This window comes from Actinomadura fibrosa, assembly GCF_900659615.1.
Taxonomy (GTDB): Bacteria; Actinomycetota; Actinomycetes; order Streptosporangiales; family Streptosporangiaceae; genus Spirillospora; species Spirillospora fibrosa.
Genome location: NZ_CAACUY010000295.1, coordinates 1 through 9,671, shown reverse-complemented (window position 1 = coordinate 9,671; position 9,671 = coordinate 1). Strand labels below are relative to the sequence as shown.

The following is a 9,671-nucleotide window of genomic DNA, read 5'->3' as shown; positions in this document are numbered from 1 at the left end:
GGGTGGGCGGTCAGCGGCCCGGGGACCTCGCCGAGCACACGGGCGGCGAGGGCCTCGGCGACGGGACGCGGGGCGGCGGGCAGCAGCCGTCCCCGATGCGCGGCGTCCCCCAGGCCCGTCACGAGCGCGCCGAGCCGGACGACGCCGGCCATCCGCTCGAACGGGTTGTCGGCGATCTCCACCCCGCGCACGCGCCGCCGCTCCAGCGCCACGCTGCGGCGGGTGACGAGCCCGCGCTCGGCGACGAGCGAGCCGTCCCGCGCGGAGACGGTGAAGTCCCAGTTGAACAGCGTGAAGACGATGACCGACATCACCGGCATGGCGATGAGCACGGCGATCACCAGCGCGACGACGAGCGCGGTCGGCAGGCCGACCACGTCCCGGCCGGCCGCCTCGACGCGCTCCCGGGTGATCAGCCCGAGGTCGTCGCCAAGGTTGTAGAGGGTGCCGAGGAGGCTGCCCGCGAGCGCGAAGGGCGTGAGGAGGTAGGCGCCGCTGAGCGGCGCGTAGACGTACCAGCGCGGCAGCATGCGGGCCAGCACCCGGCGCGGCGGCTCGGCGCCCTCGGCGGACGGCCGTCTCAGCAGGACGCGGCGCAGGCGCTCGGCCTCCCGCCGCGACACGGCGTTCAGCTCCCCCTCGCCGCCGTCCGAGCCCGCGTCGACGTGCACGACGGCGAGGCCCAGCAGGCGGTGCGGCAGCGACGCGCTGATGTCCACGCCGCGGATCCGCTCGCGGGGGATCGTCTTGACCGACCGCCCGATGAGCGAGCGGCGCAGCTCGATCCGGTCGCCGTGCACGACGTAGACGAACGTCCACCAGTTGACGACGTGGAACAGCAAGCCGAACGTCAAGCCGACGACAGTGAAGTAGAACGCCGTGGACATGCCGCCCACCAGGAGCCCGGTCGCGCCCGCCGCGACGAGCGCGAGCAGCTCGCGGACGGCGCCGACGACGAACGTCAGCGGGTGGAGCCGCCGCCCGCGCACGCCGTCATGGCGCGCCGCGGCCCCTCGTTCCCTCGGCGGCCGCTCGTCGCGCACGTTCACGTCGCGTCGTCGCGGAGGTCGTGCGCGCGGTGCGCCAGCTCTTCGGCGAGGCGGGTGGCCACGTCCACGGGGAGGCCCATGACCTCGGACGACCCGGCGTGCGAGGCGGTGTTCACCTCGATCGTGGCGAGGCCCAGCAGCCGTTCGATCCAGCCCTGCTCGGTGTCCACGGTCTGGATGCGGCTGACGGGCACCAGCAGCCATTCGCGGCTGAACCAGCCCGTCCGGGTGTAGACGACGTCGGCGCTGACCTCCCACCGGTGGACGCCGTAGCGCCAGAGGGGCGCGACGATCACCATGAGCAGCCCCGCGGCGCCGACGGCGTACGGCAGCCAGTCCGCGCGGCCCGAGAGCCATCCGGGCGTCCCGCTCCAGCCGGAGTCGCCGAGCCAGGCGGCCACGCCGAGCGCCAGGCCGAACGCCAGCCCCCACAGCAGCAGGGACTCGATCGCCCACTGCGCGATGGCGCGGGGCGAGACGCGGTGCGCGGGCGCCCGCAAGCGCGGCGGGTGCGGCGGCCCGCCGTCCGGGCGGGGACTGCGCCGCACCGATGTCACACCGCGAGTTTAGAACCAGATGGCGTGCACCCAGGCATGCCCGGTGACCGGGCCGGGGCGCGCACGCGTCCGCGGCGGGTCAAGAAGGCGAAGATTTCTTTTGGCCGCCGCTCTGGCGCCGAGGTCGTACAAGCCTCACCACCAAGGCATTTCGCCCTGCCCGCATCCTTCGGGCGAGGGGGACGAAAGGGCAGGCGACAGGCGGGCGTCAGCGTTTTGTCAGTCGTGCATGCGACGGTGTGGGCGTGCGGGTGCCGGATCACCGGCGTCCCGCCTGGGCGGCGAAGAAAACCGATCGCGTTCCGTGCCGGGCAGCGCATAGGTTGGCAGGCCCTCCCGTCCGACCCGGGAGATGTCCGGCAGACGATCCTCCAGGAGATCACATGACGTACGCCATCCAGGCCGACGGCCTGGTGAAGCGGTTCGGTGACACCCAGGCGCTGGCCGGCGTCTCCCTCACCGCCCCGGCCGGAGCGGTGCTGGGCGTGCTCGGGCCGAACGGCGCCGGGAAGACCACGATGACCCGCATCCTCGCCACGCTCATCGAGCCGACGGCGGGCACGGCCCTCGTCGGCGGGTTCGACGTGGTCCGGGAGTCGCACAAGGTCCGCCAGCTCATCGGCCTGACCGGGCAGTACGCCGGGGTCGACGAGATGCTCACCGGCACCGAGAACCTCGTCCTCATCGGACGGCTGCTCGGCATCCCCCGGCGCGAGTCCAAGGCCCGCGCGGCCGAGCTGCTGGAGCGCTTCCAGCTCACCGATGCCGCCGAGCGCGCGGCCAAGACCTACTCGGGCGGGATGCGCCGCCGCCTCGACCTGGCCGCGAGCCTCGTCGGCCGCCCGCAGATCCTCTTCCTGGACGAGCCGACCACCGGCCTCGACCCGCGCAGCCGCAACGGCCTGTGGGACATCGTCCGCGGCCTGACCGACGACGGCGTCACCGTGCTGCTCACCACGCAGTACCTGGAGGAGGCCGACCAGCTCGCCGACGACATCATCGTCATCGACCGCGGCGAGGTGATCGCGCACGGCACCTCCGACATGCTCAAGGCGCAGGTCGGCGGCCAGGTGCTGGAGGTGCGGCCGGTCGAGGCCGCCCAGGCGGGCACCGCGGCCCGGATCGTCGGCGAGCTGGCCGACGCCGACCCAGAGCTCCGCGACGGCCTCGTCTCCGTCCCGATCACCGATCCGGGCCTCATGCCCGTCGCGGTCCGCCGCCTCGACGACGCGGGCGTCGCCGTCGGCGAACTGTCGCTGCGCAAGTCCAGCCTGGACGAGGTCTTCTTCGCCCTCACCGGCCACCACACCGACGACATCGACGCCGAGGCCGGCGAGCTCGCCGCCGACAAGGAAGGGGCGTCCGCATGACCGCCGCGACGTTCGCGCCGGGAGAGCTGTCCAAGCGGGTCTCCCCCGGCACCGCCGCCCGCAACGTGCTCACGCTGGCGTGGCGCAACCTCGTGCAGATCAAGCACAACCCGATGGAGCTGGTGGACCTGTCCATCCAGCCCATCATGTTCGTGCTGCTGTTCGCGTACGTGTTCGGCCCCGCCATGAAGGGCAGCGTGGAGGCCTACCTGCCCATCGTCATCCCGGGCATCATCGCGCAGAACGCCCTGTTCGCCGGGATGAGCACCGGTTTCGGCCTCAACACCGACATCGCCAAGGGCGTCTTCGACCGGTTCCGCAGCCTGCCGATCGCGCGCAGCGCCCCGCTCGCCGGCCGAATCATCGCCGACACCGCCAAGCAGGCGTGGTCCATGGCCATCCTGCTGGCGGTCGGCTTCGCCATCGGCTTCCGCCTCGGCACCAACGTCCTGGCGCTCCTCACGGCGTTCGTCCTGCTGCTGACCTTCGCCGTGCTGTTCTCCTGGACGTCGGTCTACATCGCGATGAAGGTCAACGAGCCGGAGAAGGTGCAGATCTTCGGCTTCGTGGTGATCTTCCCGCTGAGCTTCCTCAGCACCGCGTTCATCCCCAACACCGACGGCATCCCCGAATGGCTGGCGTTCTGCATGGACAACAGCCCGGTGACGCAGCTCGTCACCGCGATGCGGGGGCTGCTCGTGGGCGGGCCCGTCCTGGAGCACGCCCTGATCGCGCTCGCGTGGGGCGTCGGCATCGCCCTGGTGTTCGCGCCGCTGTCGCTCCGCGCGTTCAAGAAGCGCGCCTGACGCGCCCGGCATCACCGGCACGCGGGGGTTCCTCGGTGCGCGGGGAAGGGGGCGGACCGTCCGGTCCCTTTCCCGCCGCCGGGCCGGGACGGCGGACGGCCGCGAGCGCGAGCAGCCCCGCGGCGATCCCGATCACGGCGGCGACCGCGTAGACGCGGTCGAGCCCGGCCGCGACGGCCCCCGCGTCCACGCCGCCCGCCCCGGCAGCGCTCACTCCCCCGCCGCCCGCGTGCGCACTGCCTGCTCCCGCACCGCCCGGACCGCTACCGCCCGCGTGCAAGCCCGCGGTCATATCGCCGGCCGCGCCGCGCTGGAAGAGGACGCCGAGCGCCGCGACGCCGAGGGTCTGGCCGAGCTGCCGGAACGTAGTCATGGCCCCGGCGGCGGCCCCCTGCCGTCCGGGCGGCGCCGCGGCCATGACCGCGGCGCCCATCGACGGAACCAGGAGCCCGACGCCCGCACCGGTCACGACCAGCCCCAACGTGATCGAGGACGCGGTGGACCCCGCGTCCAGATGCGCCTGGAGCGCGCATCCCGCGCCGTTCAGCAGCAGCCCGCCGCCCACGCCGGCCTTCGGTGACAGGCGATGCAGCGCCCGTCCCGCCACGGTCGAGACCGCGAACGTGGTCAGCGCCATCGGCACCAGCGCGAGGCCCGCCCGGACCGGGCCGAGGCCGAGCGCCGACTGGAGCCACAGCGAGGTGTAGACGAGGCAGGCGAAGGCCGCCGACGAGGCCAGCACGCAGATCATCACGGCGAAGTACGCGACCTCGCGGAACGGTCTCAGGTCCAGCAGCGGGTTCCGGTGCCGCAGCTCGGCGACGGCGAACACCGCGAGCGCCGCGCCCGCGACGCCGAGCGCGCCGAGCACCCGGCCCGCCTCCCAGCCATGCGCCCCCGCCTCCGTCAGCGCATGGGTGAGCGCGCCCGCGCCCACCGCGAACAGCACCATGCCGACGAGGTCGAGCCGTTCCGCCCGCCCGCGCCGCCGCGCGTCCCGCCGCCCCGGCACGACCCGCAGCGTCAGGACGACCGTCGCGAGCGCGACCGGAACGTTGACGAAGAAGATCGCGCGCCAGCCGAGGTATTCGGTCAGCACGCCGCCGAGCATCGGCCCCGCCGCCGCGCCGAGGCCGCTGACCGCCCCGAAGACGCCCATGGCCGTCCCCATGGACCGTCCCCGGTAGACGTCCGCGATCAGCGAGAACGCCGTGACCGCCATGGCCGCGCCGCCGGCGCCCTGGACGCCGCGCGCCGCGATCAGGGTCCCGGCGTCCGGGGCGAGCGCGCAGCCCGCCGACGCCGCGGCGAAGACGCCGAGCCCCGCCACGTACGCGCGGCGGTGCCCGTACCGGTCGGCCAGCGACCCCGCTGCCAGCATCAGCACCGCGAGGACCAGCGTGTACACGTTCGCGACCCATTGGAGGCCGCCGAGCGGGGCGTGCAGGCCGTCCGCGATCTCCGGCAGCGCCACCGCCACGATGGTCGTGTCCACGATGAACATGAACGACCCCATGCAGACCGCGACGAGCGGCCACCAGACGCGCATGGGAACTCCTTTCGTCGGAAACCCCCACAGCGTCGCGATTCCGCCCTGCCCGCCACCAGCAACGAGCCTGGAATCGGCGGATCCCGTCATGAAGTAGCGTGTGCCGATGGATGACGTCACGCTCGATCCGATCGATCGCGGTCTCGTGCACGCGCTCCGGATCGACGGCCGCGCGCCGTTCACGCGGATCGGCGAGGCGCTCGGCGTCTCCGAGAACACGGTCGCCCGCCGCTACCGGCGGCTCCGCTCGTCCGGCGTGCTCCGCGTGGCCGGGACGGTGAACGGCGCCCGCCTCGGCCACACGTCCTGGACGATCCGGCTGCGCTGCACGCCGGACGCCGCCGGGGCGATCGCGGAGGCGCTCGCCGCCCGCGACGACACCTCGTTCGTGTACCTGCTTTCCGGCGGGACGGAGATCTCCTGCAACACCCGGACCCGCTCGGCCGACGAGCGCGACGCCCTGCTGCTGGAGCGGCTCCCCCGCACCCGGCGGGTGATCGGCGTGTCCGCGCACCTGCTCCTGCGCAGCTACGCCCTGCCCGGCACCTGGCTCGGCCCCGCCGTCCTGTCACCCGAGCAGGCGGCGCTTCTGCGGCCACCTGAGCCGGACGGCGACGCCGCCGCCGACCCGGTCGTCACCGATCTCACGGCCGATCGCGCGCTCCTCGGCGCCCTCGCGCGGGACGGCCGGGCGACGCACGCCGACCTCGCCCGCGCCACGGGCTGGTCGGAGTCCACGGTCCGGCGCCGGACGGACGCGCTCCGGCGCGCGGGCGTCCTGACCTTCCAGGTCGACATCGAGCCCCGGCGGCTCGGCTTCCACGCGGAGGCGCGCCTGTGGATGTCGGTCAGACCGTCTGCCCTCCAAACGGCGGCGACGGCGATGGCGGCGCATCCGGAGGTCTCCTTCGTCGCCCTGACCACGGGCCCGACCAACCTGGTCGCCGCCGTGAACTGCCGCGACACCGAGGACCTCGCGCGCTACCTCACCGAGCGGGTCGCCGCCCTGGACGGCATCACCGCCCTGGAGTCGGCCCCCGTCATCCGCGCCGCCAAGCGCGCGGGTCCACCCCTACCCCTCTAGACCGCCACGGCCCGACCGCTCCCGTCCGCCCACGCCCGTCCCGGCCGTCCCGGCCATCCCGCCCGTCCCGGTCGTCCTGCTCCGAGGCGGTTTCCTCCGGGGCGGTTCCGTCCTGGACGGCCTCGTCCTGAGCGGGCCTGGTCCGAGCGGTTTCGTCGTGAGAGGCCTGGCCCTGGCCGGGCTCTGCCTGAGCGGACTCGTCGTGGAGAGTTCGGTCCTGGTCGGGCCTCGCCCGGACTGACCCTGCCTGGGTGATTCCGTCCTGGTCGGGAGCGGCCTCGTCGGTTGTGGACGGGCCGCCTTCGGAGAGGCCGAACTCGGTCAGGACGTCCTCGAACGTGCGGGTGAGGCCGCGGCCGTAGGCGGCGGCGAAGGCGTCCTCGCCGAGGTCGGCGCGGACGGCGGCCTCGATCGCGATCACGTCGGGCTGCGAGAGGTCCCGGCAGCCGCGCAGGCCGTCGGCGGTGCCGAGCAGCACGGCGGCGCGCTCCGGGGCGCCGCGGAGGCGGGCCTCCTCCGCGTGCCCGGCGAGCACATAGGACAGGATCGGGTAGTCCCTGGACTCGGCGGCGCCGCGCAGCGCGGTCTCCAGCCGGGCGCGTCCGGCGTCCATGTCGCCCATGGACATGTCGAGCTGCGCGCGCGAGCACAGCACCATCGCGCGGAACTGCGGCGGCCCGGGCAGGCCGGCGGTGAGCTGCTCGGCGCGGTCGAGGCGCCGCAGCGCCTCCGCCTCGTCGCCGGAGCGGCGGGCGAACTCGCCGAGCTGGTAGTGCAGCGCGGCCATGTCCTCAGGCCGCCGGACGGCGTCGGTCTCGCTCATCGTGTCGTGCAGGAGCGCCTCGGCGCGCTCGCGGTCGCCCGCGAGGTCCAGCTCGTTCGCGAGCTTCATGCAGACGTGCAGCAGCGTCGCCGTGCCGCCGCCGAGCTCGGTGTTCAGCCGCAGGCCCTCCTCGAAGAGCGCGACCGCGGCGCGGTGGTCGCCGCGCCGGCCGACGATCTCCGCCTGCGCGGTGAGGGTGAAGGAGAGGCCCCAGCGGTCGCCGGCCTCCCGGAACGCGGTGAGGGCGCGGTCGAAGTCCTCCTCCATCCGTTCGAGGCGGCCGAAGTTGTGGGAGACCTGCCCCCGGATGAAGGAGGCGAGCCCCCGCACCCAGGGGTCGGGATCGTCCAGGAGGCTGTCGATGCCCCACTCCGACTCCGCGTCCCATCCGCTCTTGTACATGCGGATGCTGTGGTGCATCAGCCGCAGGACGGGATGCGGGCGCCGGTCGAGGCGCACGCAGATGTCCTCCGCGCGCGTGAGCCAGGTGGAGATCCGCTCGCCGCTCGGCTGGTTGTCCAGCGAGGTCATCGCGCCGAGCGCCAGGGCCAGCGCCAGGTTCTCGTCCTCGGGCACGCCGGGCAGCGCGAGGATCTCCTCCAGGCTGTCGGCGCCGTCGGCGAGCATCCCGTTGAGGAACCAGTACCAGCCGAGCGCCGCCGCGAAGCGGACCGCCAGCGCCGCGTCCCCGGCGCCGATCGCCCAGTGCAGCGCGGCGGAGGCGTTGTCGTGCTCGGCGTTCAGCCGGCGCAGCCACCCGAGCTGCTCGGCCCGGTACAGGTGCGGCTCCGCCGTCTCGGCCAGCTCGACGAAGTGGACGGCGTGCGCGCGGCGCGTGCGCTCCTCCTCCCCGGCGTCCGCGAGGCGCTCCAGCCCGTACGCGCGGATCGTCTCCAGCATCCGGTAGCGGGGCTCGCCGTCCACCTCGGCGACGATCACCAGGGACTTGTCGACGAGCGCGCTCAGCACGTCCAGGACGTCGGCGCGGCCGAGGTCCGGGCCCGCGCACACCTCCTCGGCGCTCTCCAGCGTCGCGCCGCCCTGGAAGACGGCGAGCCGCCGCCACAGCGCCCGTTCGGGCCCGCCGAGCAGGTCCCAGCTCCACTCGACGACGGCGCGGAGCGTCCGGTGGCGGGGCAGGGCCGTCCGGCTGCCCGCGCTGAGCAGCCGGAACCGGTCGTCCAGCCGGACGGCGACCTGCGCGGGCGTCATCGCGCGGAGCCGGGCGGCGGCCAGCTCGATCGCGAGCGGCATGCCGTCCAGCGCCCGGCAGATCCGCACGACGGAAGCGACGTTGGCGGAGGTCACCGCGAACCCCGGCGAGACGGCGGCGGCGCGGTCGGCGAACAGGCGGACGGCCGGGTAGCCGAGCGCCTCCACCGGGCCCGCCGCGGGCGGTGGCGGCTCCAGCGGCTCGACCGGCCAGAGCGTCTCGCCGGTGATGCCCAGCGGTTCCCGGCTGGTCGCGAGGATCCGGACGCCGGGGGCCGCGGCCAGCACCCGGTCGGCGAGCCGCGCCGCCGCGTCCAGGAGGTGCTCGCAGTTGTCGAGCAGGAGCAGCAGCCGCTTGCCCGCGAGCGCGGACGCCAGCCGCTCCAGCGGATCGCCGCTGTCGGGGGCCGCGCGGCCGGGGCCCGTGCGCCCGATCAGCGCCAGCTCGCGCAGCCCGAGCGCGGTGAGGACGGCCGCCGGGACCTCGGCCGGGTCCACCACGGGGGCCAGCTCGACGAACCACGCGCCGTCGGGCATCCGGGACGCGAGCCGCTCACCGGCCTCCAGGGAGAGCCGCGTCTTGCCCGCTCCGCCCGGCCCGGTGAGCGTGACGAGACGCGCGTCCGCCAGCAGTTCACCGACCCGTGCGAGATCGGTGTCGCGGCCGATGAAGCTCGTGAGCCGCGCCCGCAGATTCCCCCGGACGCGCTCGGACGCCCCATCGACCCGATCGTCCGCCCCCGAGGCGCTGGGGAGGTTGGCCGCGTCCAAGGCGCCTCGACGTTCGGTTGTTTCCGAGGCTTCGGAAGGGGCGTCAAGGATGGGTTGTGCGGCTGCGGCGTCCGCTGACGAGGGTTGCTCGGCCTTGGCCTCGGGCTCGCTGGAGGGGCGGACGGGCGGCGACAAAGCGGGGTCCTGGCGCAGGACGGCCAGGTAAACGGCTTCCAGGTCAGGGGACGGGTCGACGCCGAGCCCGTCGGCGAGGGCGCGTTTGGCCTGCTCGTACCGGGCGAGGGCCTCGGCCTGGTGGCCCGCGGCGTACAGGGCCCGCATCAGCAGGGCGGTGACCGGCTCGCGGAGCGGGTCGGCGGCGGCCAGCGCCTGGAGCTCGGGGATCAGCTCGGCGTGGCGGCCGAGGGCGAGGTCGGCGGCGAGGCGCTCCTCCAGCGCGGCGCGGCGCAGTGCGTCCAGGCGGGCGGCGGGCGCGTCCGCGAAACGGCG

The 9,671-nt window shown here is 74.5% G+C and carries 7 protein-coding genes; 3 read left to right on the top strand and 4 right to left on the bottom strand.

What is annotated here, in order from left to right; all coding sequences use genetic code 11:
- The coding region (locus E1300_RS43485; protein WP_131763131.1) for a PH domain-containing protein at window positions 1–1,049 on the bottom strand (1,049 nt) is incomplete at its 3' end.
- Window positions 1,046–1,606, bottom strand: a complete 561-nt coding sequence (locus tag E1300_RS43480) for a PH domain-containing protein (RefSeq protein WP_131763130.1) — start codon at window positions 1,604–1,606, stop codon at window positions 1,046–1,048. The genes E1300_RS43485 and E1300_RS43480, both read right to left, overlap by 4 nt.
- A 383-nt stretch (window positions 1,607–1,989) precedes the next feature.
- Here E1300_RS43480 and E1300_RS43475 point away from each other — a divergent pair, with 383 nt between their 5' ends.
- Complete coding sequence (locus tag E1300_RS43475) at window positions 1,990–2,976, top strand: ATP-binding cassette domain-containing protein (protein WP_131763129.1); 987 nt, start codon at window positions 1,990–1,992, stop codon at window positions 2,974–2,976.
- Window positions 2,973–3,782: an ABC transporter permease gene (locus tag E1300_RS43470; RefSeq protein WP_131763128.1), complete on the top strand. Its 810-nt coding sequence runs from the start codon at window positions 2,973–2,975 to the stop codon at window positions 3,780–3,782. Before E1300_RS43475 ends, E1300_RS43470 begins: the two co-directional genes overlap by 4 nt.
- On the opposite strand, the gene E1300_RS43465 is transcribed toward E1300_RS43470, so the two are convergent.
- A complete protein-coding gene (locus E1300_RS43465; protein ID WP_131763127.1) occupies window positions 3,766–5,331 on the bottom strand; it encodes an MFS transporter in 1,566 nt (521 codons plus the stop codon). The genes E1300_RS43470 and E1300_RS43465 overlap by 17 nt on opposite strands.
- A 106-nt stretch (window positions 5,332–5,437) precedes the next feature.
- On the opposite strand from E1300_RS43465, the gene E1300_RS43460 reads away from it, so the two are divergent.
- Entirely contained in the window at window positions 5,438–6,415 is a 978-nt protein-coding gene (locus E1300_RS43460; RefSeq protein ID WP_207400298.1) for an Lrp/AsnC family transcriptional regulator, read from the top strand.
- Here E1300_RS43460 and E1300_RS43455 read toward each other — a convergent pair.
- Window positions 6,372–9,671, bottom strand: a 3,300-nt coding sequence (locus tag E1300_RS43455) for an ATP-binding protein (RefSeq protein ID WP_242619774.1), incomplete at its 5' end; no start/stop codon positions are given. The genes E1300_RS43460 and E1300_RS43455 overlap by 44 nt on opposite strands.

What these genes read in the sequence shown, in the direction of transcription:
- E1300_RS43475 (WP_131763129.1), top strand. Translation starts at nt 1,990, where the DNA reads ATGACGTACGCCATCCAGGCCGACGGCCTGGTGAAGCGGTTCGGTGAC.
- E1300_RS43470 (WP_131763128.1), top strand. Translation starts at nt 2,973, where the DNA reads ATGACCGCCGCGACGTTCGCGCCGGGAGAGCTGTCCAAGCGGGTCTCC.
- E1300_RS43460 (WP_207400298.1), top strand. Translation starts at nt 5,438, where the DNA reads ATGGATGACGTCACGCTCGATCCGATCGATCGCGGTCTCGTGCACGCG.
- E1300_RS43465 (WP_131763127.1), bottom strand. Translation starts at nt 5,331, where the DNA reads ATGCGCGTCTGGTGGCCGCTCGTCGCGGTCTGCATGGGGTCGTTCATG.